The organism is Leclercia sp. M-A074-M (assembly GCF_965195605.1).
Lineage (GTDB): Bacteria > Pseudomonadota > Gammaproteobacteria > Enterobacterales > Enterobacteriaceae > Enterobacter.
On the sequence record NZ_CBDAHM010000002.1, the window covers coordinates 230,715 to 254,783 of the forward strand.

At 58.5% G+C, this 24,069-nt stretch carries 23 protein-coding genes; 14 read left to right on the forward strand and 9 right to left on the reverse strand.

What is annotated here, in order from left to right; all coding sequences use genetic code 11:
* The first annotated feature begins 67 nt into the window (after positions 1-67).
* Positions 68-1,636 (forward strand): methyl-accepting chemotaxis protein, encoded by a 1,569-nt coding sequence (locus ACOKCT_RS04775; protein ID WP_220435229.1) that lies wholly within the window; start codon positions 68-70, stop codon positions 1,634-1,636.
* On the opposite strand, the gene ACOKCT_RS04780 is transcribed toward ACOKCT_RS04775, so the two are convergent.
* Positions 1,611-1,955, reverse strand: a complete 345-nt coding sequence (locus ACOKCT_RS04780) for a LysR family transcriptional regulator (protein WP_220435230.1) — start codon at positions 1,953-1,955, stop codon at positions 1,611-1,613. The genes ACOKCT_RS04775 and ACOKCT_RS04780 overlap by 26 nt on opposite strands.
* A gap of 159 nt (positions 1,956-2,114) precedes the next feature.
* The gene (gene fbp / locus ACOKCT_RS04785) at positions 2,115-3,113 is read right to left on the reverse strand and encodes a class 1 fructose-bisphosphatase (protein WP_103178013.1); all 999 of its coding nucleotides are present in this window, start codon (positions 3,111-3,113) and stop codon (positions 2,115-2,117) included.
* A gap of 179 nt (positions 3,114-3,292) precedes the next feature.
* Between fbp and mpl the strand changes: the two genes are divergently transcribed.
* Positions 3,293-4,666, forward strand: coding sequence for a UDP-N-acetylmuramate:L-alanyl-gamma-D-glutamyl-meso-diaminopimelate ligase (gene mpl, locus ACOKCT_RS04790; RefSeq protein ID WP_103178014.1), 1,374 nt, complete (start codon positions 3,293-3,295; stop codon positions 4,664-4,666).
* Between the two features lie 91 nt (positions 4,667-4,757).
* Here the strand turns inward: mpl and yjgA are convergent, their stop codons facing one another.
* Complete coding sequence (yjgA, locus tag ACOKCT_RS04795) at positions 4,758-5,309, reverse strand: ribosome biogenesis factor YjgA (RefSeq protein ID WP_103178015.1); 552 nt, start codon at positions 5,307-5,309, stop codon at positions 4,758-4,760.
* A 95-nt stretch (positions 5,310-5,404) separates the two neighbouring features.
* Here yjgA and pmbA point away from each other — a divergent pair, with 95 nt between their 5' ends.
* Positions 5,405-6,757 (forward strand): metalloprotease PmbA, encoded by a 1,353-nt coding sequence (gene pmbA, locus ACOKCT_RS04800; protein ID WP_220435232.1) that lies wholly within the window; start codon positions 5,405-5,407, stop codon positions 6,755-6,757.
* 160 nt (positions 6,758-6,917) lie between these two features.
* On the forward strand, positions 6,918-7,301 hold the full coding sequence (gene cybC / locus ACOKCT_RS04805) for a cytochrome b562 (protein WP_220435233.1): 384 nt from the start codon (positions 6,918-6,920) through the stop codon (positions 7,299-7,301).
* Positions 7,302-7,374: 73 nt separating this feature from the next.
* On the opposite strand, the gene ACOKCT_RS04810 is transcribed toward cybC, so the two are convergent.
* The gene (locus ACOKCT_RS04810) at positions 7,375-7,653 is read right to left on the reverse strand and encodes a Hok/Gef family protein (protein ID WP_309236373.1); all 279 of its coding nucleotides are present in this window, start codon (positions 7,651-7,653) and stop codon (positions 7,375-7,377) included.
* A 299-nt stretch (positions 7,654-7,952) separates the two neighbouring features.
* Here ACOKCT_RS04810 and ACOKCT_RS04815 point away from each other — a divergent pair, with 299 nt between their 5' ends.
* From ACOKCT_RS04815 to ACOKCT_RS04860, 10 genes are read left to right on the forward strand one after another with little or no spacing between them, the layout of a single operon-like run.
* Positions 7,953-8,291 carry a glycine dehydrogenase gene (locus ACOKCT_RS04815; protein WP_103823041.1) on the forward strand — a complete coding sequence of 113 codons (339 nt, stop codon included), beginning with the start codon at positions 7,953-7,955 and terminating at the stop codon, positions 8,289-8,291.
* 10 nt (positions 8,292-8,301) lie between these two features.
* Complete coding sequence (locus tag ACOKCT_RS04820; RefSeq protein ID WP_006179053.1) at positions 8,302-8,664, forward strand: SFCGS family glycine-rich protein; 363 nt, start codon at positions 8,302-8,304, stop codon at positions 8,662-8,664.
* A 2-nt stretch (positions 8,665-8,666) separates the two neighbouring features.
* A complete protein-coding gene (locus tag ACOKCT_RS04825; protein ID WP_006810338.1) occupies positions 8,667-8,966 on the forward strand; it encodes a DUF4312 family protein in 300 nt (99 codons plus the stop codon).
* 22 nt (positions 8,967-8,988) lie between these two features.
* Positions 8,989-9,765: a DUF4311 domain-containing protein gene (locus ACOKCT_RS04830; protein WP_039030609.1), complete on the forward strand. Its 777-nt coding sequence runs from the start codon at positions 8,989-8,991 to the stop codon at positions 9,763-9,765.
* 13 nt (positions 9,766-9,778) lie between these two features.
* Complete coding sequence (locus ACOKCT_RS04835) at positions 9,779-10,420, forward strand: DUF4310 family protein (protein ID WP_103178023.1); 642 nt, start codon at positions 9,779-9,781, stop codon at positions 10,418-10,420.
* 42 nt (positions 10,421-10,462) lie between these two features.
* Complete coding sequence (locus ACOKCT_RS04840) at positions 10,463-11,596, forward strand: amidohydrolase/deacetylase family metallohydrolase (protein WP_220435234.1); 1,134 nt, start codon at positions 10,463-10,465, stop codon at positions 11,594-11,596.
* Positions 11,580-12,698: a DgaE family pyridoxal phosphate-dependent ammonia lyase gene (locus tag ACOKCT_RS04845; RefSeq protein WP_220435235.1), complete on the forward strand. Its 1,119-nt coding sequence runs from the start codon at positions 11,580-11,582 to the stop codon at positions 12,696-12,698. Before ACOKCT_RS04840 ends, ACOKCT_RS04845 begins: the two co-directional genes overlap by 17 nt.
* Complete coding sequence (dagF, locus tag ACOKCT_RS04850) at positions 12,695-13,435, forward strand: 2-dehydro-3-deoxy-phosphogluconate aldolase (protein ID WP_420193200.1); 741 nt, start codon at positions 12,695-12,697, stop codon at positions 13,433-13,435. Before ACOKCT_RS04845 ends, dagF begins: the two co-directional genes overlap by 4 nt.
* Before the next feature lie 54 nt (positions 13,436-13,489).
* Positions 13,490-14,626 carry a lactonase family protein gene (locus ACOKCT_RS04855; protein ID WP_220435237.1) on the forward strand — a complete coding sequence of 379 codons (1,137 nt, stop codon included), beginning with the start codon at positions 13,490-13,492 and terminating at the stop codon, positions 14,624-14,626.
* Between the two features lie 19 nt (positions 14,627-14,645).
* On the forward strand, positions 14,646-16,556 hold the full coding sequence (locus tag ACOKCT_RS04860; protein ID WP_420193201.1) for a BglG family transcription antiterminator: 1,911 nt from the start codon (positions 14,646-14,648) through the stop codon (positions 16,554-16,556).
* 2 nt (positions 16,557-16,558) lie between these two features.
* Here ACOKCT_RS04860 and nrdG read toward each other — a convergent pair whose 3' ends face one another.
* The 5 genes from nrdG to treR form a co-directional block, all read right to left on the reverse strand.
* Positions 16,559-17,023 carry an anaerobic ribonucleoside-triphosphate reductase-activating protein gene (nrdG, locus tag ACOKCT_RS04865; RefSeq protein WP_220435239.1) on the reverse strand — a complete coding sequence of 155 codons (465 nt, stop codon included), beginning with the start codon at positions 17,021-17,023 and terminating at the stop codon, positions 16,559-16,561.
* A 243-nt stretch (positions 17,024-17,266) separates the two neighbouring features.
* Complete coding sequence (gene nrdD / locus ACOKCT_RS04870) at positions 17,267-19,405, reverse strand: anaerobic ribonucleoside-triphosphate reductase (protein WP_220435240.1); 2,139 nt, start codon at positions 19,403-19,405, stop codon at positions 17,267-17,269.
* A gap of 370 nt (positions 19,406-19,775) precedes the next feature.
* Entirely contained in the window at positions 19,776-21,431 is a 1,656-nt protein-coding gene (gene treC / locus ACOKCT_RS04875) for an alpha,alpha-phosphotrehalase (protein WP_420193202.1), read from the reverse strand.
* 48 nt (positions 21,432-21,479) lie between these two features.
* Entirely contained in the window at positions 21,480-22,898 is a 1,419-nt protein-coding gene (gene treB / locus ACOKCT_RS04880; protein WP_220436662.1) for a PTS trehalose transporter subunit IIBC, read from the reverse strand.
* Positions 22,899-23,023: 125 nt separating this feature from the next.
* The gene (treR, locus tag ACOKCT_RS04885; protein WP_220435242.1) at positions 23,024-23,971 is read right to left on the reverse strand and encodes a trehalose operon repressor TreR; all 948 of its coding nucleotides are present in this window, start codon (positions 23,969-23,971) and stop codon (positions 23,024-23,026) included.
* Positions 23,972-24,069: the final 98 nt, after the last annotated feature.

A 24,069-nucleotide genomic window follows, 5' to 3' on the forward strand; every position in this document is an offset into this window, starting at 1 on the left:
TCTTTTCCGGTAGCGGCCGATAACCCTTAATTCTGTCCAGATTTATCTCGCTACCGGAAATTACATCATGCTTAAAACGCTATCGATTCGTACCGGCTTGCTTTCGTTACTGGCCGTTATGACCCTTCTGCTGCTGCTTGTCAGCGGTATCGGCATTTATGCCCTCACCCAGAGCTCCTCCTCTTTGCAGCGCATTAACCATCTTCAGGGCGAACAGCTGGTGCAGCTCAACTCGGGCTACACCCTGATCCTGCGCGCGCGCAACGAGGCGGGGCAGGCCGTCCGCATGATGGAGGTGGGGCTGCTGGATGACGCCACAAAATCGGTGAAAAACATCAATGACGAACTCAAACAGGCGCAAACCACGCTGAAAAGCGTGATCGATAGCGGGGTAAACGATCCCGAAGGTGAGGCGCTGCTGAAGAAAGTTGCCGCGAGCCTCGCCGCCTATAATGCTGAGGGGATCGTGCCAATGCAGAACGCCCTGAATGCGCAGAATGCCGATGACTATTACGATCTGCTGGAGAACCGTCTGGTGCCGGTAGCGCGTCAGTTTGATAACGATATGCAGGCCTTCCAGGCCTGGAGCGACAGCCGGGGCAAAGCTGAAGTCGCCGCGGTGCAGGCGAGTAAAAGTCGGGTGATGCTGCTAATCATCGTCGCCGCGCTGCTGACCGCGGGCATTATCGTGCTGGCGTGGCTGGCACTGCGCCATATGCTGCTGAAGCCGCTCTCCTCCTCTATCGCCCAGCTTGAACACGTGGCCGCCGGGGATCTGACCCACGCCCTGACCACTCCCGCAAGCCAGGAGTTTAACCGTCTCAACGCCGCCATTGAGGGAATGCGCCAGTCGCTGATGGGCTCGGTGCTGCGGGTGCGTGACGCCAGCTCGCAGATCGATACCGGCAGCCGGGAGCTGACCGCAGGCAATATGCACCTTGCCCAGCGTACAGAATCGACCGCCACCTCGCTGGAGCAGACCGCGGCCAGCATGGAAGAAATCACCGCCACGGTGAAGCAGAACGCCCACAACGCCGAGCAGGCGCATCAGGTGGCGAAGACGATGTCAGATACCGCTGACCGCGGCAGCGAGATGGTCTGTTATGTCATTGAGAAGATGCGCGATATCTCCGGCAGCGCCGATCGTATCGCCGATATTCTCAGCGTGATCGACGGTATCGCCTTCCAGACCAATATTCTGGCGCTGAATGCCTCGGTGGAAGCCGCCCGCGCGGGTGAGCAGGGGCGCGGCTTTGCGGTGGTGGCCGGTGAGGTCCGTAACCTCGCCAGCCGTAGCGCCGATGCGGCAAAAGAGATCCGCACGCTCATTAGCGATTCGCAGGCGCACGTCAGCGAAGGCAGCGAACTGGCGCAGCAGGCGGGGGAAACCATGGACGAGATCGCCAACGAGGTGATGCGCATGACCCGCCTGATGCGTGAGATCGCCAATGCCTCGCACGAGCAGAGCCGTGGTATTGAGCAGGTGAATATTGCGGTCAACCAGATGGACGAAACCGCGCAGCAAAACGCGGCGCTGGTCCAGCAATCGTCCGCCGCGACGCGCTCGCTGGAAGAGCAGTCCCGCGAGCTCATCGAGGCGATGTCACTGTTTAAGCTGTCGTCGCAACAGGCGTAGCCTTATCGTCTTCCGGTGTCGGGAGGCTTTCCGCGCCAGCCGGGGTGCTGGCGATATGGTCATGAATGGCGCCCAGCAGCTTTTCCATCTCGGCGGTCAAGCGCAACGCATAAGGCGTTGGCTCAAGAAACAGACCCTTGCGGGTAAACAGCGGCTCATTAAACAGCATGCCAAAGCGTTTCAGGGCCAGGCTGACTGCTGGCCTGGACATCTCAAGACGTGAAGAGGCTTTGGCCATGCTCCCGCACCTGACGACTTCAATAAATACCGGAATCAGATTGAGATCGATGCCAGTGGATGAGCGAGAGAGGTTTTTCATATCGGCTGATTTCCATTGAACGCTATTTGAACGCCGTCATGATGACGCATTGATTCAGCGGGTTACAGCAGCATTTTTATATAGTTTTATACCAACAAAGATATAAATGTTTGGAAAAACAAAAGGGGCCGAGCGGCCCCTTTTGGTCAAACTCAACAATCAGGCATCCGGAAATTCACGGATAAAGCGTTCCACGTCGTCAACCATATGATCGTTGCCAACGAAGAAGGAACGGCGCTGGTGCAGGCTTTCAGGAATGATATCCATAATCCGCTCTTTGCCGTCGCTGGCTTTACCGCCCGCCTGTTCGGCGAGGAAGGCCATTGGGTTGCACTCATACAGCAGGCGCAGCTTACCTTCCGGGTGGCTGGCGGTGCTTGGGTAGAGGTAGATACCGCCCTTCAGCAGGTTGCGGTGGAAATCCGCCACCAGGGAGCCGATATAACGCGAGGTATAAGGGCGCTGGGTCGATTTATCCTCTTCCTGGCAGAATTTAATGTACTTCTTCACCCCGGCCGGGAATTTAATGTAGTTCCCTTCGTTGATGGAGTAAGTGCTGCCTTTCTGCGGGAAGCGCATGCGCTCCTGGCACAGGCAGAATACACCCAGCGACGGATCGTAGGTAAAGGCATGGACGCCGCAGCCGGTGGTGTAGACCAGCATGGTGGAGGAGCCATATACCACATAACCCGCAGCAACCTGCTTATTGCCCGGCTGCAGGAAATCTTCTTCGGTGACCGGCGTGCCGACAGGGGTGACGCGACGGTAAATGGAGAAAATGGTGCCGACAGAGACGTTAACGTCGATGTTGGAGGAGCCATCCAGCGGATCCATCAGGACGACATACTTGGCGTGTTCACACCCTTCAAAGACGACGATTTCATCTTCTTCCTCGGAGGCGATCCCCGCAACGATGTCGCGTGCGCGCAGTGCAGCTTTCAGTTTTTCATTCGCGAACAGATCGAGTTTCTGTTGAACTTCGCCCTGCACGTTTTCAGCACCGCTGGCACCCAGGATATCGACCAGTCCGGCTTTGTTGATATCGCGATGGATGATCTTGGCGCCCAGCTTTATTGCCGACAACAAAGCAGTGAGCTCACCGGTAGCATGCGAGAACTCGTGCTGCTTTTCGACAATAAATTCACCTAACGTTTTCATAACACTTTCCCTGCATTGGATGTTGAGTAAAGTTGTTGATGCCCAACAATCTTAACAAACTTTCAAATTGTCGCGCAGAGGTGAATCGCGCCAGCTTGCTACAGATTTTCCTGAAATGCATTTCTCTGCTGCTGACATATGCGTAAAATGTGCGCCACATTGAAGAAGGATAGTGACGTATGCGCATTCATATATTGGGGATTTGTGGCACTTTCATGGGCGGCCTGGCTATGCTGGCGCGCGCTCTTGGCCATGAGGTGACAGGTTCGGACGCCAATGTGTATCCGCCGATGAGCACGCTGCTGGAAAACCAGGGCATTGATCTGATTCAGGGCTACGACGCCAGCCAGCTGGAGCCGCAGCCGGATCTGGTGATCATCGGAAACGCCATGACCCGGGGTAATCCCTGCGTAGAAGCCGTGCTGGAAAGGAATATTCCCTACATGTCAGGGCCGCAGTGGCTGCATGATTTCGTTCTGCGCGATCGCTGGGTGCTGGCGGTGGCGGGAACCCACGGCAAAACCACCACCGCCGGTATGGCGACGTGGATCCTCGAAGCCTGCGGCTACAAGCCGGGCTTTGTGATTGGTGGCGTACCGGGGAACTTTGACGTTTCTGCCCGTCTGGGCGAGAGCCCGTTCTTTGTTATTGAGGCGGACGAATATGACTGCGCGTTCTTTGATAAACGCTCCAAGTTCGTTCATTACTGCCCGCGCACGCTGATCCTCAACAACCTTGAGTTTGACCACGCGGACATTTTCGACGACCTGAAAGCGATTCAGAAGCAGTTCCACCACCTGGTGCGCATCGTACCGGGCCAGGGACGCATCATTCTGCCGGAGAACGACATTAACCTGAAGCAGACCCTGGCGATGGGGTGCTGGAGCGAGCAGGAGCTGGTGGGCGAGCAGGGCCACTGGCAGGCGAAAAAGCTCACCAATGATGCCTCCCGCTGGGAAGTGTTGCTGGATGGCGAAAAAGTCGGGGAAGTGCAGTGGGCGCTGGTGGGCGAACACAACATGCATAACGGCCTGATGGCGATTGCCGCGGCCCGTCATGTGGGCGTCTTGCCTGCCGATGCGGCCAACGCGCTGGGCTCCTTTATCAATGCCCGTCGTCGTCTTGAGCTGCGCGGCGAAGCCAATGGCGTGACGGTGTATGACGATTTTGCCCATCACCCGACCGCGATCCTCGCGACGCTGGCTGCCCTGCGCGGCAAAGTGGGCGGCACGGCACGCATTCTGGCCGTACTGGAACCGCGCTCCAACACCATGAAGATGGGGATTTGCAAAGACGATTTAGCCCCCTCTTTAGGTCGCGCGGACGAGGTCTTCCTCCTGCAACCGCAGCACATTCCGTGGCAGGTGGCGGAAGTGGCCGAAGCCTGCGTCCAGCCTGCGCACTGGAGTGCCGACGTGGATACGCTGGCGGAGATGGTGGTGAAAACCGCGCAGCCGGGCGATCACATTCTGGTGATGAGCAACGGCGGGTTTGGTGGGATCCATCAGAAACTGCTGGACGGTCTGGCGAAGAAAGCAGAAGCAGTGGCGTAAAAAAAAGCCCGGTAGCGTTAACGCTGACCGGGCTTTTTTTGTAGGCCGGATAGGCGTTTACGCCACCATCCGGCAAACAGCAAGTAAGATATTAACCTTCGGCTTCCGCCAGCTCGCGCAGATACTGGAAAATCAGACGTGCAGACTTCGGCGGCTTGTTCGCCTCTTTCTCTTTTTTCGCGTTACGGATCAGAGAGCGCAACTGCTGGCGATCGGCGTCCGGCCACAGGTTCAGCACTTCCGGTACGGCGTCATCGCCCTGTTCAATCAGACGATCGCGGATCTGCTCCAGCTTATGGAACAGCGCAACCTGCTGGTTGTGGCGGTTTTTCAGCTTATCCAGCGCCTGGCGAATCGGCTCTACGTCGCGCTGGCGCAATAATTTACCAATCAACTGAAGCTGGCGGCGACGGCCCTCTTTCTTGATGCGCTGTGCCAATTCGATGGCGGCACGCAGATCCGGGTCGAGCGGGATTTTATCCAGCGCATTCTTACCCAGCTCTACCATCTCCGCACCAAGCTGTTTTAACTCTTCGGCGTCGCGTTTAATTTCACTTTTACTGACCCAGATGATCTCATCATCTTCGTCTTCGATGTCATCACCGGGAACGTCGTCGAGCCAGTCTTCGGGCTGCTTAGTCATGTCAGGCTCCTTAAAAAAAGAGGCTAATGTTACCAGTTTAGACGCGTACTGAGAAACGGTTCTCTGTTAGACTTCAGCTAACTACACCTTACATTATGGCATTTACGATGAAAGTGATCTCACAAGTTGCAGCGCAGCGTAAAGCACTGGAAGAGGCCGTCTCCATGGCCCTGGAGCTGGCGTCAGCGAAATCGGACGGGGCAGAAGTCGCCGTCAGCAAAACCACTGGCCTGAGCGTCAGCACCCGTTATGGCGAAGTGGAAACCGTTGAATTTAATAGCGATGGCGCGTTAGGGATTACTGTTTATCACCAGAACCGTAAAGGCAGCGCCTCCTCTACCGATTTAAGTCCTGACGCCATTGCGCGGACCGTGCAGGCGGCGCTGGATATCGCCTCCTACACCTCTCCAGACCCCTATGCCGGGGTGGCTGACAAAGAGCTGCTGGCCTTTGAGGCCCCGGATCTGGATCTCTTTCATCCGGCGGAAGTGACCCCGGACGAAGCCATTGAGTTCGCCGCTCGCGCGGAGCAGGCCTCCCTTAATGCCGATAAGCGTATCACCAATACCGAAGGCGGCAGCTTTAATAGCCACTACGGCATTAAAGTCTTTGGCAACAGCCACGGCATGTTGCAGGGCTATTGCTCCACCCGTCACTCTCTTTCCAGCTGCGTGATTGCCGAAGAGAACGGCGACATGGAGCGCGATTACGCCTATACCATTGGCCGCGCGATGGGCGATCTGCAGACGCCGGAGTGGGTTGGGGCGGAGTGTGCAAAACGCACCTTATCCCGCCTGGCTCCGCGTAAACTCTCTACCATGAAAGCACCGGTTATCTTTGCCAATGAAGTGGCGACCGGGCTGTTCGGGCATCTGGTCGGCGCGATTGCCGGCGGCGCGGTCTACCGTAAATCCACCTTCCTGCTCGATGCGCTGGGAACGCAAATCCTGCCGGAGTGGCTGACCATTGAAGAACACCCACACCTGCTGAAAGGACTGGCCTCCACGCCGTTCGACAGCGAAGGCGTGCGCACCGAGCGTCGCGATATCGTCAAAGAGGGCATCCTGACCCAGTGGCTGCTGACCAACTACTCCGCACGCAAACTGGGGCTTAAGAGCACCGGCCATGCGGGCGGTATCCACAACTGGCGCATTCCGGGCCAGGGCCTGAGTTTTGAGCAGATGCTGAAAGAGATGGGCACCGGGCTGGTAGTCACCGAGCTGATGGGGCAGGGCGTGAGCGGCGTCACCGGCGACTATTCGCGCGGGGCGTCTGGCTTCTGGGTGGAAAACGGTGAGATTCAGTATCCGGTGAGCGAAATTACCATTGCCGGTAACCTGAAAGATATGTGGCGCAATATCGTGACGGTGGGCAACGATATTGAAACGCGCAGTAATATCCAGTGCGGTTCCGTTCTGTTACCGGAAATGAAAATCGCCGGTCAGTAATACCCGTCATACTTCACGCCGCAGATGCGTTGGCTGCGCGCGCTCACCCCGGTCACTTACTTATGTAAGCTCCCGGGGATTCACGCGCTTGCCGCCTTTCTGCAACGCGAATTATTTAGGGTATTAGTCGGTTTTTTTAATAATAAAAAGGAAGTGAGCAATGCGTAAAACCCTGTTAGCTATCCTCGCAGCGTCATCGCTGGTCATGAGCACCCCGGTCTTTGCCGACCTTGAAGACAATATGGACACCCTCAGCGAAAACCTGAAAGTTGTGCAAAAAACCGATAACGCGGCGGAGATGAAAGAGGCGTTAACCAAAATGCGTACCGCGGCGGTAGACGCGCAAAAAGAGACTCCGCCAAAGCTGGAAGGCAAAGCGGAAGATAGCCCGGAGATGAAAGATTTCCGCCATGGCCTTGAGACGCTGGTGGGCCAGATTGACGGCGCGCTGAAGCTGGCGAACGAAGGCAAAGTGAAAGAGGCCCAGGCGGCAGCCGATGGCTTTGTTACCACGCGCAATACCTATCACAAAAAATACCGTTAATGGGTGCCTGAGCCTTACGTCCTTGATACACTCATGAAATGCAGGGGGATTGTACTCCCCCCGCATACTCGCTCTACTCCTTGCCAGAGTTGCAATCCAGTCGGGCAGTCACCTCCAGTGAACCTTTGCGATAGCTAATTTCGCAAAGGTTTCGCCGGGTTATCAGTGTGAGCAGGATTGCTGTTATTGCGGCAATCGTTGTTACTCTGATAATAAGTTTTGTGCTTTTCATGGATGCCTCCTTGCTTTTAAAGCGGGCGAGGTAGCGAACTCCACGTGTTCGGACGTGTCGTTTCGAGCCCCCGCCCTGATTTTTCGTCAGGCGGGGCTTTCCACTTCCCGTCCCATGCATGAGACGGTCAGTCTCAAGCACCCACGGCCACTCTAACGAATCCTCATAAGAAAACCTTATCCAGCTCACACTTCTACGAGTCTGCTCGTAAACTTTTTCACTTCCACAACGTGGCTTTTGCCATTCAGGAGCGTGATATTCATCACGTTAGGCCAGCGAAAAATCGTTATTCAGCGCAATTATGTGGCACAGATCACTGGTGCCGCTCTCCTTTCCACTTCGAAGTGGAAAACAACTCGCTACAAACCCCTGACACCCGGCGTTAGTTTTATCCCAGAGCCAATAACGGGGTAAGACGAGTGATTAACGGAACGGTAATAAACGACACTGGAGACCAGGCGGCGCAAACTGAACAGCTGGCCGACACCATGCTCAGGCAGATTTTCGCCCTGCTTAGTCATCACCACATTATCCCCAATGCCGTTCAGGAGCAGATGCTGACCTCCCACGTTCGCGCCATGGCGCACCGGTCGGTAACCGGAGAGCCGTTGCCGGAGGTCGAGGCTGACCTGTTTGACGAAATTTCACCAGAATCCATGCGACTTGCCCGTGAAGTGGTGGCGCAGTTTGGCAATCTTCCTGATGAAGAAGCCTGGCTGCTCTCCGTTCATTTCGAAGTCGCCAAAGACAACCTTTAAGGAGCACATCATGGAACAAATTACAGTGGTCATCGGCGATCGCCTGGGTAAAGGCCAGAAGGTTGCAGCAGGCGTTGAAAAAGCGGGTGGCCGTGCGGTCGTGGTGCCGGGCATGGCGGCAGATATGAAGCTGGGCGACGTGATGAAGGCGGAGAACGCCACCTTCGGTATCTCCTTCTGCGGCAGCGGCGGCGCGGGCGCTATCACCGCCCAGACCAAATATGGCTACAAAGCGAAGTACGGCATGCGCTCGGTCGATGAAGGCGTCACCGCCATCAACGAAGGCTGCAACGTGCTCGGCTTTGGCTTTATGGATAAAGAAGAGCTGGGCGAGCGTCTGGTTCAGGCGTGGCAGAAGAAGCACGGCGCATAAGCATGAAAGAACAGTTCACCACCACGGTGAGAGTGAAGGGCAAGGGCGACGCCAAAGCGCGCGCCTTTGCCGACGCGCTGAACCATGTTCAGGCCGCGGTGATGAAAGCATCGCCGCATATCTTACTGCGTATTGAGCCACAGGATGTGCAGGTTGTTCAGGCGCAAGAAGCGGTGCGTAAAGAGGCGTTTCTGTTCTTCTTTTTGCGCCGGGAAAGACGCACCTACAGCGTGGAGCTGGACGTGACCGTCAACGTGACTGCCATCAATCTGGACCAGGTGGACTTTGTCACGCAACGCTGATTCTTACTAATAGGGCAGACGAATGTTCCTGATAATTTTAATAAAATCGCTCATCATCGGCGGCCTGGTTGGCGTCGGCGTTGGGGCCGGGGCTGCACGCATGTTTCATGCGCCTACCACACAGGGTATGGGCGCTTTTCGTACGTTGGGGGAGCTGAACTCCTGCGAGGGGGATCCGGCGTCCCACTTCTCCTTTGGGTTAGGCTTCTTCTTTAACGCCTGGGCCTCGTCGGTTGCGGCGGGTTCCTTCACCCAGGACGTTGATCACCGCATCATCCCGAACTGGGGTGCCGCGGCGCTGATGATCAAAAACCGCAACGTCGGCGAGACGCTGCACGATCCCCGCAAAATGGCGATCGCCTGCGGCGTGATCGGCATGATTGTCGTCACCTTCCTGAACCTCACCGCCTCCTCCGTTCCGGCTGCGTTGCAGGTCACCGCCGTTAAGGTGCTGGTGCCGGCGGCAAACCTGCTGGTTAACACCGTGATGCCGGTGATCTTCTGGCTGGCGGCCATCGACGCGGGTAAAAAATCGGGCTTCTGGGCCACCGTCTTTGGCGGCGCGGCGCAGCTGATTATGGGTAACGCCGTGCCGGGTCTGGTGCTGGGTATTCTGATCGGTAAAGGGGTGGAAGAGAGCGGCTGGAACCACGTCACCAAAGTGATGATGGCGGCCATCGTTCTGCTCTTCGTGCTGAGCGGCTTCTTCCGCGGCTTCGACATGAAGATGATCGAATCCTTCCATCTGACCGTGCCGAACTGGCTCGACATGATCCACAACTCGCTCAGCGGCAAGTAACAGGAGCCTCTAAATGGAACAGAATAAAGGTTTTTGGTATGCCGACTGGTCGTTCCCGATCTTTGTTGGCCTGCTCTCCTCCGGCGTCTTCGCCGGGACACACATGTATTACCTCTACGGCATCGGCGCCTTTAACGAAGTGGCCTTCGTGGCGATGCTGAAAGCGGGCATCGATACCGGTGCCTACGGCGCGGTGGCGGCGTTCGGCGCCAGCTTCCTGTTCGCCCGTATTATCGAAGGCTCCCTGGTGGGGATTCTGGATATCGGCGGGGCGATCCAGACCGGCGTCGGCTTAGGCGTGCCGGCGTTGCTGCTGGGGGCGGGCATCATGTTCCCGGTGACCAACTTTATCGCCTCGCTGGCAACCGGCCTGGTGATTGGCCTGGCGATTGGCTACGTCATCATTCTGGCGCGTAAGTTCACCATCAATCAGAGCAACTCCACCTACGGGGCAGACGTGATGATGGGCGCGGGTAACGCCTCCGGCCGCTTCCTCGGGCCGTTAATTATCCTCAGCGCGATGACCGCCTCGATCCCAATCGGCATCGGTTCCCTGCTGGGCGCACTGCTGTTCTATATCTGGCAGAAGCCGATTACCGGTGGCGCCATCCTCGGCGCAATGCTTTTGGGCTGGCTGTTCCCGGTCGCCCTTTAATACCCGCGGGCGCTTCGGCGCCCGTCTTCTCAGGAGAACCCCATGTTTGATTTACTCCTGCGCCGTGCGCGCTTCACCGACGATACCCTGACCGATATCGCCATTCAGGACGGGAAGATCGCGGCGGTTGGCGACATCACCGATCCCGCACAGCACACCGTTGAACTCAACGGTGACACGTACGTCAGTGCAGGCTGGATTGATTCCCACGTTCACTGCTACCCGAACTCGCCGATTTATCACGACGAGCCGGACAGCGTCGGTATCGCCACCGGCGTCACCACCGTGGTGGACGCGGGCAGTACCGGGGCGGACGACGTGGATGATTTTTACGCGATCACCCGCAAGGCCACAACCGAGGTCTTTGCCCTGCTGAACATCTCCCGCGTGGGGCTGATTGCCCAGAACGAGCTGGCAAACATGGCCAATATCGACGCCGACGCGGTAAAGCAGGCGGTGAAGCGCCACCCTGATTTTATCGTCGGCCTGAAAGCGCGCATGAGCAGCAGCGTGGTGGGTGAGAATGGCATTACGCCGCTGGAACGTGCGAAGGCCATCCAGAGAGAGAACGGCGATCTGCCGCTGATGGTGCACATTGGCAACAACCCGCCAAACCTCGACGAAATCGCCGAACTGCTGAGTTCAGGCGACATCATCACCCACTGCTACAACGGCAAACCGAACCGCATTCTGACCCCCTCCGGGGAGCTGCGCGCCTCCATCACCTCCGCCCTGAAGCGCGGCGTGCGGCTGGACGTGGGCCACGGCACGGCGAGCTTCAGCTTTGAGGTGGCGAAACGCGCCATCGCGATGGGCATTCTGCCGCACACCATCAGCTCGGATATCTACTGCCGCAACCGCATCAACGGCCCGGTAGGTAGCCTGGCGAGCGTGATGTCGAAGTTCCTCGCCATCGGCATGTCGCTGCCGCAGGTGATTGAGTGCGTCACCGCCAACGCGGCCGAGGGCCTGCGCCTGACGCGCAAAGGCCGCATTCAGCCGGGTTTCGACGCCGATCTGACGCTCTTCACCCTTAAGCGCCAGCCAACACTGCTGGTGGATGCCGAAAACGACAGCCTGCAGGCTGAAAACATTCTGGTGCCGCTTGCCGCGATCCGCGCGGGCAAGGGCTACATGACCGAACAAGGGAGCACGGAACATGCCTTCAATTTTTGAGAAATATAATTTAAAACAGGTGATTAACACCTCCGGGCGCATGACGGCGCTCGGCGTCTCCACCCCGCGCCCGGAAGTGGTGCAGGCTGCAATGGACGGCATGAACCAGTACTTCGAGATGAAGGATCTGGTGAACAAAACTGGTGAATACATTGCAAAACTGCTGGATGTGGAAGGGGCAACCGTCGTCTCCTGCGCCTCGGCGGGCATCGCCCAGTCGGTGGCGGCGGTGCTGGTGAAGGAGAGCGACTGGCTGCTGGAGAATCTCCACGTCACCCCGATTGAGAACAATGAGATCGTCCTGCCGAAAGGCCACAACGTGAACTTTGGTGCCCCGGTGGGCACCATGGTGGCGCTGGGCGGCGGCAGGCTGGTGGAAGCGGGCTACGCCAATGAATGCTCCGCCGATCAGCTGGCGGCGGCGATCACCCCGCGCACCGCGGCGATCATGTACATCAAATCCCACCACTGCGTGCAGAAGAGCATGCTCAGCGTCGAACAGGCGGCGGTAGTTGCGCGTAAACACGACCTGCCGCTGATCGTCGATGCCGCAGCGGAAGAGGATCTGCACACTTACTACCGCGCCGGGGCTTCTCTTGTTATCTACAGCGGCGCGAAGGCGATCGAAGGGCCCACCAGCGGGCTGGTGATCGGCAGAACCCAGTATGTGGAGTGGGTGAAGCGTCAGACGGCGGGCATTGGCCGGGCGATGAAGGTGGGTAAAGAGGGCATTCTGGGCCTCACCTGCGCCATCGAACACTACCTGACGGCGACCAAAGAGAGCGGGGCGGAGATGGTGGCGAAGATGACGCCGTTTATCGACGCGCTCAACACCCTGAACGGCGTCACCGCCCGCGTGGTGTGGGACAGCGCGGGCCGCGACATCGCCCGCACCGAGATTAAGTTCGACGAAGCCACCACCGGCGTCGGCACCGGCGATCTGGTGCATGCGCTGAAGCAGGGCGAATACGCCATCTACTTCCGCGGCTATAAAGCGAACGAAGGGATTATCGAAGCGGACGTGCGCAGCGTCAGCGCAGAGCAACTGAACATTGTCTACCGCCGCATCAGTGAAGTATTAGGCCAGGAGAAAACCGCATGAAACTGACCCCCAATTTTTACCGTGACCGCGTCTGCCTGAACGTGCTGGCCGGCTCGAAAGCCAATGCCAGGGCCATTTACGAGGCGGCGGAAGGTCATGTGCTGGTAGGCGTGCTCTCCAAAAATTACCCGGACGTGGCAAGCGCGGTGGCGGATATGCGCGAGTACGCTCAACTTATCGATAACGCCCTCTCCGTGGGGCTGGGGGCGGGTGACCCGAACCAGTCGGCGATGGTGAGCGAGATCGCCCGTCAGGTGCAGCCGCAGCACGTCAACCAGGTCTTCACCGGCGTGGCGACCAGCCGCGCGCTGCTGGGTCAGAGTGAGTCCGTGGTTAACGGCCTGGTCTCCCCCACCGGCACCGTCGGGATGGTGAAAATCTCCACCGGCCCGCTGAGCAGCGCGGCACCTGATGGGATCGTCCCGGTGGAAACGGCCATTGCCCTGCTGAAAGATTTTGGCGGCAGCTCAATCAAATACTTCCCGATGGGCGGCCTGAAATGCCGGGACGAATACCAGGCGGTGGCGGAAGCCTGCGCCCGTCACGACTTCTGGCTGGAGCCGACCGGGGGTATCGATCTGGAAAACTTTGAGGAAATCCTGCAGATCGCCCTCGATGCAGGCGTGAGCAAGATCATCCCGCATATCTACAGCTCGATTATCGACAAAGCCAGCGGGGATACGCGTCCGGAAGATGTGCGTACGCTGCTGGAGATGACGAAAAAACAGGTTAAGTAGTCCCTCACCCTAACCCTCTCCCGCCGGGGGAGGGAAACATGATCAGGAGCCACCATGCACACCCGTAACCTGCTTGTCGCTTCACTCTCAATGCTTGCCACCGCCGCTGTCGCTCAGACCCAGTACGCCTGGGTGGGCACCTACAACCCCAACGGCGAAGGGCTCTACCGCTTTACCGTCGACCCGCAATCCGGCGCGCTTGCCAACAAAACGCTGGTGAGCAAACTGCCGAACGCCGCGCAGTTAACCGTCTCCCACGACGGTAAAACGCTCTATCTGGCAAGCGAAGTGGAGCAGGGGGTGGTGCAGGCGCTGCGGGTGGGCGATAACGGCGAGCTGAGCGAACTGAATCAGGTGGCCTCCGGCGGTGCGGGGCCGGTCTATCTCTCGCTGACGCCGAACGGCAAGCACCTGCTGGTGGCCAACTATGTCAGCGGATCCATTGCGGTGCTGCCGATCAACGCTGACGGCAGCCTGGGTAATGCCACGGATACCCACCAGGATCAAGGCGAGCCGGGTGCCGCTAAACCCGAAGCCGCCGTAGAGGGCAGTTTTGCTATCAGCGATCATAACGGCCCCCATGCGCACATGATCGCCGCCGATCCGAGCGGGAAATATGTCTTTGCCACCGATCTGGGGCTGGATCGTATCTATCAGTACCGTTTTGACGATCGCACCGGGAAGCTCACCCCGAACGATCCGCCGTTTATCAGCGCCTCTTCGAAAGGGGCCGGGCCGCGCCATTTCGTCTTTACGCCAAAAGGTGACGCCCTGTGGCTGATAAACGAAGAGGCGTCTACGCTGACCCATTATGCCGTAGAGGCCAACGGCACGCTGAAAGAGGGCAAGAGTGTCTCTGCGCTGCCAGCCGGCTACAAGGGCACCAGTTTTGCCGCCGGGCTGGCGTTAAGTGGTGATGGTAAGCAGTTGTATGTTGCTAACCGTTTGCATAACAGCATCGGCCACTTTACCGTAACGGCGGAAGGAACGCTGACGCATCAGGACGATGTCTGGACGCGGGGCGATTACCCGCGCACCCTGACGCTGGATAAACAGGGGCGCTGGCTCTATGTCATGAACCAGCGCAGCGACAACATCACCCGGTTTCGCGTGGCGCAGGACGGCAAGCTGAGCGTCGAGCCAGACTATACCCCGGTCGGCAGTCCATCCCAGATGGTCATTTCACCCTAAGCTGTAAGAGGACAACCCCGTGCGATTTCCCAACCAACGTTTAGCGCAACTGTTCGAGATGTTGCAAAACGAGACGCTGCCGCAGGACGAACTGGCGCAACGGTTGTCGGTCTCCACGCGTACCGTCCGGGCTGATATCACCGCGCTGAACGCGCTACTGGCGGGGAACGGGGCGCAGTTTATCCTTAGCCGGGGTAACGGCTATCAACTGAAAATTGACGATCCGGCGCGCTATCAGCTGTTGCAGGCTTCGCATCCGCGGACGTTGCGTATTCCGCGCACCGGCCCTGAACGGGTGCACTACCTGGTGGTGCGCTTTCTCACCTCGGCATTCTCCCTCAAGCTGGAGGATCTGGCCGACGAGTGGTTTGTCAGCCGCGCCACGCTGCAAAGCGATATGGCGGAGGTGCGCGAGTGGTTTCATCGCTATCGCCTGACCCTGGAGACCCGCCCGCGCCACGGCATGAAGCTGTTTGGCAGCGAGATGGCGATCCGCGCCTGCCTCACCGATCTGCTATGGCAGCTGGCGCAGCAGGACAACCTTAATCCGCTGGTGACGGAAGTGGCACTCAATGCGGGCGTGCCGGAGCAGCTCGCCGCCGTGCTGCATGAGACCTTTACCCGCCACCATATCCGCCTGACCGATGAGGGCGAGCTGTTTTTACGGCTCTACGGCGCGGTAACGGTGCGACGCATCAGCGAAGGCTATCCGCTGCCGGAGTTTAACGCCGAAGAGGTGGCCGAGAATGTGCGCGACGCGGCGCGGGATATCGCCAGCGCCATCGCCCGGCTGGCAGATAAAACGCTGTCGCCTTCGGAGGTGACCTGGCTGGGAGTACATATCGCCGCGCGTCAGGTGCAGGAGATCTCCCCCAGCGCCATTAACGCCGATGATGAAGAGGCGCTGATGAACTACATCCTGCGCTATATCAACACCCACTATAACTACAACCTCCTCGACGACGCCCAGCTCCACGCGGATCTGCTGACCCACATAAAAACCATGATCACCCGGGTGCGCTATCAGATCATGATCCCCAATCCGCTGCTGGATAACATCAAGCAGCACTATCCGATGGCGTGGGACATGACCCTGGCGGCGGTGTCGAGCTGGGGCAAGTACACCCCGTATGCGATCAGCGAAAACGAGATTGGCTTCCTGGTGCTGCATATCGGCGTCGGCCTGGAGCGCCACTACAACATTGGCTATCAGCGCCAGCCGCGGGTGATGCTGGTGTGCGACGCAGGCAACGCGATGGTGCGGATGATCGAGGCCGTTTTGCAGCGCAAGTATCCGCAAATCGAGGTGACGCGCGTGCTGACGCTGCGGGAGTATGAGCAGTGCGAGAACATCAGCGAAGATTTCGTCATCTCCACCGCGCGGATCGGCGAAAAAGCCAAGCCGGTGGTGATGATCGCCCCGTTCCCGACCGACTATCAGCTTGAGCAGATCGGCAAGCTGGTGCTGGTGGACAGAACGCGCCCCTGGATGCTGGAAAAGTACTTTGACGCCAGCCACTTCCGCGTGATTAATCAACCCATCGACCAGCAGACGCTGTTCCGTGAGCTGTGCGGTCAGCTACAGGAGGAGGGGTTTGTGGATGCGGATTTTCTCGACTCGGTGGTGGAGCGCGAGGCCATCGTCAGCACCCTGCTCGGCGACGGCATCGCCCTGCCGCACTCCCTCGGTTTGCTGGCACAAAAAACCGTGGTCTACACCGTGCTGGCCCCGCAGGGGATTCAGTGGGGGGATGAAACCGCGCACGTGATCTTCCTGCTGGCGATCAGTAAAAGCGAGTATGAAGAGGCGATGGCTATCTACGATATCTTCGTCACTTTCCTGCGCGAGCGGGCGATGACCCGGCTCTGTCAATGTCACGACTTTGCGGAGTTTAAAGCCGTGGCGATGGAGAGTTTGAGCCGGTTTTGAGCTCAACGCAGATGATGCACCACCTGGTTACTGCTGCCGCGCCAGATAAGCATCGGATCTTTCAGATCCTGCACAAATTTGCCGTCGATCAGCACGTTGATCAGATCCACCACCTGCATTTGCTCATCGTTCAGTTCGTCCAGCTTATAACCCGTCCACACCCAGATATCTTTGCCCGGGCACTCGGCGCGAATGCGCTGCACCAGCTTAAGGATATCCGGCACGTTTTGCGGGTGCAGCGGATCGCCGCCGGAGAGCGAAATCCCCTGGCGTTTGATGCGCGTGTCGTTGAGATCGTCGATGATCCGCTGTTCCATCTCCGCGGTAAACGGCATGCCGGAGTTGAGCCGCCAGGTGCTTTTGTTGTAGCAGCCGGGGCATTCATGAACGCAGCCGGAGACAAACAGGGTGCAGCGGGTGCCGGGGCCGTTGACGATGTCGACGGGGTAGTACTGGTGATAGTTCATTTTCGCTTCTCAATTGACGCCATTACTGCGTTGGCCGCTCTCACTCACCCGGGTCACTTACTTATGTAAGCTCCCAGGGATTCGCTCGCTTGCCGCCTTGTCCTGGCGCCAATTGCTTTGCGAAAAGTATTGCGTCGGCAGAATAACCACGCCGGGTGTCGCGTAGCGATCCCGGCCTACAATGAGAGTGCGGTCCGTAGGCCCGGTAAGCGCAGCGCCACCGGGCATTAACGTGGCAGCGGATTAACCGATCTGCCCATTCCCCAGATGCTTCACGCGGCGCTTCACCTCTTCCTGCTTACCTGCATTGAACGGACGGGCGTCCGGGCTGCCGAGGTAACCGCACACGCGGCGAGTCACGGAGACGCGGGCGGCGTCGTGGTTACCGCATTTCGGGCAAGTGAAGCCTTTGCTGGTGCACTCGAACTCACCGGTAAAGCCGCACTCGTAGCACTCGTCGATAGGCGTGTTGGTGCCGTAGTAGGGCACGTGCTGATAGCTGTAATCCCACACGTCTTCCAGCGCCTTCAGGTTGTGCTGAATGTTCGGGTACTCGCCGTAACAGATAAACCCGCCGCTTGCCAATGGTGGGTAGGCTGCTTCAAAATCGATCTTGTCGTACGGGTTGACCTTCTTCTCCACGTCGAGGTGGAAGCTGTTGGTGTAGTAGCCCTTATCGGTGACACCTTCCACCACGCCAAACTCGGCGGTATCCAGGCGGCAGAAGCGGTCGCACAGGTTTTCGCTCGGGGTGCTGTAGAGGCTGAAGCCGTAGCCGGTTTCCTCTTTCCACCGATCCACCGCGTCGCGCAGGCGCTGGACGATAGCGATACCTTTCTCACGCAGGGCTTCGCTGTCGTAGATGTGCTGGTCGCCAAACAGGGCGTTAATGGTTTCGTGAATGCCGATATAGCCCAGCGAAATGGAGGCCCGGCCATTCTTGAAGATCTCCGACACATCATCGTCGGCCTTCAGGCGCACGCCGCAGGCCCCTTCCATATAGAGGATCGGGGCGACGCGGGCTTTGACCCCTTCCAGACGGGCGATACGGGTCATCAGCGCCTTACGCGCCAGCACCAGGCGCTCGTCCAGCAGTTTCCAGAATGTTGCTTCGTTGCCTTTGGCTTCCAGCGCGATGCGCGGCAGGTTCAGGCTGATCACGCCCAGGTTGTTACGCCCGTCGTGGATCTGCTCGCCGTTCTCATCTTCGTACACGCCGAGGAAGCTGCGGCAGCCCATGGGGGTTTTGAACGAGCCGGTGACTTTCACCACCTGGTCATAGTTCAGAATGTCCGGATACATGCGCTTGCTCGCGCACTCCAGCGCCAGCTGTTTGATGTCGTAGTTCGGATCGCCGAACTTGTGGTTCAAACCGTCGCGGATGGCGAACACCAGCTTCGGGAAGACCGCGGTTTTGCGGTTTTTGCCGAGGCCGGAAATGCGGTTACGTAGAATGGACTGCTGGATCAGGCGCGATTCCCAGCTGGTGCCCAGCCCAAAGCCAAAGGTGACAAACGGCGTCTGACCGTTGGCGGTGTGCAGGGTGTTCACCTCATATTCCAGCGACTGGAAGGCGTCGTAGCACTCTTTCTCGGTGCGGGAGCGGGCATATCCATCCGCATCCGGGATCTGCCACTCTTCCGCCACCTGGCGATGCTTGTTGAAGCTGGCGGTCACAAACGGGGCCAGTACTTCGTCGATCCGGTTGATGGTGGTGCCGCCATAAATGTGGCTGGCGACCTGGGCGATAATCTGCGCCGTCACTGCGGTGGCGGTGGAGATCGATTTTGGCGGTTCAATCTCGGCGTTGCCCATCTTGAAGCCGTGCGTCAGCATGCCCTTCAGGTCGATCAGCATGCAGTTGAACATCGGGAAGAACGGCGAATAGTCGAGATCGTGATAGTGGATATCCCCGCGCTCATGGGCCTGCACCACATCGCGTGGCAGCAGGTGCTGACGGGCGTAGTGTTTAGCCACAATACCGGCCAGCAGATCGCGCTGGGTGGGGATCACTTTGCTGTCTTTGTTGGCGTTTTCGTTGAGCAGCGCGGAGTTGGTCTGTTCCACCAGGCCGCGGATCTCCTGGTTCAGGCGACCGCGTTTTTCACGTTCAATATCCCGGTCGTGACGGTATTCAATGTAGGCGCGCGCCAGCTGCTTATACGGGCCGGACATCAGCTGGTTTTCCACCGCGGTCTGGATCTCGTTAATGTCGACCTTGCTGCGGCCCATCATCTGGTTGCTGACCACCTCTGCGACGGTGGCGCAGTAATCTGCGTCATCGACTCCCGCTGCTTTAGCTGCACGCAGAATCGCTTCCTGAATGCGCTCTGATTTGAAAGGCACGTTACAGCCATCTCGTTTCATCACATGCGGTGTCATGATCACTCCATTTAAGAACAGGTTATCCACAGAGGCAGGAAAAAGGCGCGGGAGCGTAACTCTCGACGCGCGCGCGATTTCTCCTGATTTCGACCCTTTTTATCCACAAATTTATGTTGTGTGGTGTCCGTCGTCTTGTGGAAATAATAGACCATGGATACAACATCTTGGGTCGGCGAGCATTCTAAGTTCTATATGTAGTGATTTGCATCAAACAAGTTTGCGATTTATTTGATTCAGGACAAGGTAAAAAACGAAGTGTACAGATGACGCGCGATAGAGGATTTGTAAATTTTGCAAGCCGAAATCGGGGTGATTTTCCACCCAAAAAGCGTGCGCCGGGCAACCGTGCGGTGCCCGGCACAGAAGGTTATGCCTGTAGCCACCAGACCGCTTCAAACGGCCTCAGGGTCATGGTGCCCGGCTGCGGCGAGACCTCGGCATAGTTGCTCATCACCACCTGCCAGTTGCCGTCCACCGTCTGCGGTTGCCAGGGCTGGCAGGCGCGGCTCAGGTTAGCCACCACCATCAGCGTCTGGCCCTGCCACTGACGGCGGTAGCACCACAGCGACGGGTGATCCGGGAGCAGATCCGCATAATCCCCCCAGGTCAGCACCGGCAGGGTTTTATGCAGCGTAATCAGCCTCTGGTAGGTGTAAAACACCGAGTCGGGATCGGCCAGCGCCGCGGCGACGTTGATCGTCTCTGCGTTATCGCTCAGGGCGATCCACGGCTCGCCGGTGGTGAAGCCAGCGTTGGGGGAGGCATCCCACTGCATCGGCGTGCGGCTGTTGTCGCGGGATTTGCTCGCGAGGATCGCCAGCAGCTCATCGGCGTCCCGCCCCTGCGTGCGCAGTTCGGCGAACATGTTGTGGCTCTCCACGTCCCGGTAGTCGGTGATGCGGGTGAAGTGTGGATTGGTCATGCCAATCTCTTCACCCTGATAGATGTAAGGGGTACCCTGCATGCCGTGCAGCACCATCGCCAGCATCTTCGCCGCCGGGACGCGGTACTCTCCCTCATCGCCAAAACGTGAGACGATGCGCGGCTGATCGTGGTTACACCAGAACAGCGCGTTCCACGCCCGGTTGTGCATCCCCTGCTGCCAGTGGCTGAACAGGGCCTTCAGCGCCACGAAATCGGGCTTCGCCAGCGTCCACTTCTCGCCGTTGGGATAATCCACCTTCAGGTGGTGGAAGTTAAAGGTCATCGACAGCTCACGCCCGTCGAGCGCCGCGTACTGCTGGCAGTGCGCCAGGCTGGTGGAGGACATCTCGCCCACCGTCATCAGATTGCGCGGGGTAAAGACCTCCCGGCTCATCTCCTGCAAAAACGCGTGTATGCGCGGGCCATCGGTATAGAAGCGGCGGCCATCACCGATCGCATCGTCGGGGAAGTCCTGGTCTTTCGACACCAGGTTAATCACGTCGAGACGCAGGCCGTCCACGCCGCGATCGGCCCAGAACTCGCACACCTTTTTCAGCTCGGCGCGCACCTGCGGGTTCTCCCAGTTGAGATCGGCCTGCTCCGGAGCAAAGAGGTGCAGATAGTACTGCTCGCTTTCGGCGTGCCAGCGCCAGGCCTTGCCGCCAAACTTGGAGCGCCAGTTGTTGGGAGTCTGCTCCGGGGTGCCGTCGCGCCAGATATAGAACTCACGGTACGGGCTGGCTTTATTGAGCGACTCGCGGAACCAGGGGTGCTGGGTGGAGGTATGGTTAAACACCATATCCAGCACGATGCGTATCCCGCGCTCATGAGCCTGGGCCACCAGCGCGTCGAAATCGTCCAGCGTGCCGTAGGCCGGATCGATGCTAACGTAGTTTGCCACGTCGTAGCCGTTATCCACCTGTGGGGAGATGTAGAACGGCGTCAGCCAGAGGGCGTCAACGCCGAGGGTTTTCAGGTAGTCGAGACGCGACGTCACGCCGCGCAGATCGCCGGTGCCGCGCCCGGTGGTGTCCTGGAAGCTCTTCGGGTAGATCTGATAGATGACGCCGTTCTGCCACCAGTGAGGAAGGGTATTCATAATGCGTTCCTGCAAATGCGAAGGGGCGCAACTGCGCCCCGAAGAAGATTAAACCGCCTGCAATGTGCCCTGACGATACTTGCGCTGATAGACAACGGTCGTGAGCGCCATCGGCACGACGATCGCCACGGCCATCGCCAGCGCGAAGACCTGCCAGAAGGCGGTCTGGATGGAGAGGATGCCCGGCAGACCGCCGACGCCGATGCCGTTGGCCATCACGCCGTTCAGGCCACACAGCAGGCCCGCCAGCCCGGAGCCGATCATCGCGCAGAGCATCGGGAAGCGATATTTCAGGTTGATGCCGTACATCGCCGGTTCGGTGACGCCGAGATAGGCGGAGATGGCCGCCGGAACCGAGATCTCACGTTCGTTATGCTTACGGCTGACGATGATGATGCCGGTGACTGCCGAGGCCTGCGCAATGTTCGACAGGGCGATCAGCGGCCACACCGGGGTGCCGCCGAGGCTCTGGATCATCTGCATATCAATCGCCAGGGTGGTCTGATGCACGCCGGTGATCACCAGTGGAGCATAGAGGAAGCCAAACAGCGCGGCGCCAATCGGGGCGAAGCTGCCGGTCATCAGGTGACGCACCGCGTACGCCACGCCGTCACCAATCATGCGGCCAAACGGACCGATAAAGGCGTGGGCGAGGAACACCGCGAGGATCAGGGAGCAGACCGGCACCACCACCAGGTAGAGGTAGTCTGGCACCATACGCTTAAGACGGGTTTCAATCATCCCCAGCGCCAGGCCCGCGAGCAGGGCCGGGATCACCTGCGCCTGATAGCCCACTTTGGCGATGGTGAACAGGCCGAAGTTCCACACCTCAGGTACCTGCTGACCAAGTAAGTAAGCGTTCATTAACTGCGGAGAGACCAGCGTTACGCCCAGTACGATGCCGAGGATTGGCGTACCGCCCATTTTGCGCACCGCCGACCAGCAGATCCCTACCGGCAGATAGAAGAAGATCGCCTCGCCAATCAGCCACAGGAAGTCATAGATGCTCTGCAACGCCGGGTACATCTGCGCCAGGGTTTTGCCGCCGCTCATTGGCACATCGCCAATCACGTTACGGAAGCCGAGGATCAAGCCGCCGCTGATCAGCGCCGGCAGCAGCGGGAAGAAAATCTCCGCGAAATGTGAAATGAGCTGTTCATGCCACTTCATATTCTGGCGCGCGGCCTTTTTGGCCTGCTCTTTATCCGCCGATGAATGACCGGTGGTGGCCAGCAGCGCCTTGTAGTAGTCGCCCACCTCGGTGCCGATCACCACCTGGAACTGTCCGGCGTTGGTGAAGCAGCCTTTCACCATCGATAGCTCTTCGATCGCTTTCGGGTTGGCTTTGGCCGGGTCGTTCAGCACAAAACGCAGGCGGGTAATGCAGTGGCTGACTGTGGCGATATTGTCACGTCCGCCAACCAGCACGATCAGCTGGTCGATATCCGTTTGTTTTACTTTGCTCATCATGAAACCTCATGACAGATGGTAGGGGTTATGGACTGGGGGCAAGCCTACTCTTTCAGCATAATTCGGAAAATGGGAACGTTCCCGAAATCGGGCGAGGATCACAATAAAGCCTCTTATGACGCTCAGGAGAGGGCGACGGGAATGACGATCTGACGCGGTTTGCTACGGCCGTTAATCTGCTCAATCAATTGCCTGGCGGCCTGACGACCGGAGTCGGCGTAGCCGGGATCGACGGTGATGATCTCCGGGTGCAGGAACTTCATCAGCGGCGTATTGCCCACGCTCGCCAGCTGCAGGTTATCGATTCGCTGTTCTTGTAAGTACTTACTTGCGCCCAGAGCCAGAGTATCCGTGGCACAGAGCAGGGCGGTGGTCTGCGGGGTCAGCACGTCGGCCACCTTTTCATAACCCTGCTTCATGCCAAGGCCGGGTAACGCGGCTACGGCGGGGAGCGCGTGCTGTTTACAAAACGCGAGGTAGGCAGCATGACGGCGCTGACCGGTGGTAACATCGCTGTGCGGCACGCCGAGATAGCTGATATGGCGATGGCCGCTCTCATACAGGCGCTGCATCAGGGTGAGAATCGCCCCTTCGTCGTCATAGCATACGGAGGCAAACCCGCGGGCATCCCGCGCCATCAGCACCAGCGACGGCTTCCAGGGGATGAGCATCTCTTCATTGATGCCGGTAAAGCCAAACAGCACCACGCCATCAATGTTGCGGCGTTTCAGCATGCCGAGGTGCTCTTCCACCATCTGCGGCGAGAACTTGCTCTCCATCATGATCGGATCGTAGCCCTGCTCATAGAAGGCGGGCAGCATGGTCTGTACGGCCAGGTTCTCTGAAAGCGAATCCAGACGGGTGACGATGATCGCCACCACTTTATCGCTCTGCCCACGCATGGCGCGCGCCGAGCGGGAAGGGGAAAAACCGTGCTGGTTCATAACCGCCTCGACCCGTTCGCGCGTGCGCTGGCTGACACCACTTTCGTTGTTCAGCACCCGTGAGACGGTGGACTTACCCACGCCGCTCAGACGCGCAATATCTTTAATGGTGAGGCGGTTCTGCATGCTTTATATCCTGTTATGCATCAATGAAATAATCATTAATCCTAAGTCGGGTCCCGGGTTGTGCAATGGGCAATGTCTGGTTTACGTTTGGTTTAATA